The organism is Paenibacillus sp. CMAA1364, assembly GCF_054373195.1.
Window position 1 is genome coordinate 1 of sequence record NZ_JBITNB010000067.1, and the last position, 818, is coordinate 818.

Consider the following 818-nt stretch of genomic DNA (forward strand, 5'->3'; position numbering starts at 1 on the left):
CGGAGGCGCCGTTGGGATACCACCCTGATCGTATCTAGGTTCTAACCTAGGACCGTAAACCGGTTCGGGGACAGTGTCTGGTGGGCAGTTTGACTGGGGCGGTCGCCTCCTAAAGAGTAACGGAGGCGCCCCAAGGTTCCCTCAGAATGGTTGGAAATCATTCGAAGAGTGCAAAGGCAGAAGGGAGCTTGACTGCGAGACCTACAAGTCGAGCAGGGACGAAAGTCGGGCTTAGTGATCCGGTGGTACCGCATGGAAGGGCCATCGCTCAACGGATAAAAGCTACCCTGGGGATAACAGGCTTATCTCCCCCAAGAGTCCACATCGACGGGGAGGTTTGGCACCTCGATGTCGGCTCATCGCATCCTGGGGCTGAAGTAGGTCCCAAGGGTTGGGCTGTTCGCCCATTAAAGCGGTACGCGAGCTGGGTTCAGAACGTCGTGAGACAGTTCGGTCCCTATCTGTCGTGGGCGCAGGAAATTTGAGAGGAGCTGTCCTTAGTACGAGAGGACCGGGATGGACGCACCTCTGGTGTACCAGTTGTTCCGCCAGGAGCATAGCTGGGTAGCTACGTGCGGACGGGATAAGCGCTGAAAGCATCTAAGCGTGAAGCCCCCCTCAAGATGAGATTTCCCAATTAGTAAGACCCCTTGAAGACTACGAGGTAGATAGGTTGGAGGTGGAAGCGCAGCAATGTGCGGAGCTGACCAATACTAATCGGTCGAGGGCTTATCCTAACAGCTTTACGAAGTATACCTACTTCGAAAGCATAAGCTATACATGTTCTTACACAAATTCGTTCGTATCTAGTTTTCAGG

Annotated in this window: 1 rRNA gene; it reads left to right on the top strand. The window is 53.9% G+C overall.

Annotated elements, in window-relative coordinates:
• A 23S ribosomal RNA gene (locus ACH8E3_RS16675) occupies positions 1 to 737 on the top strand; the annotation flags it as partial.
• Positions 738 to 818 lie beyond the last annotated feature (81 nt).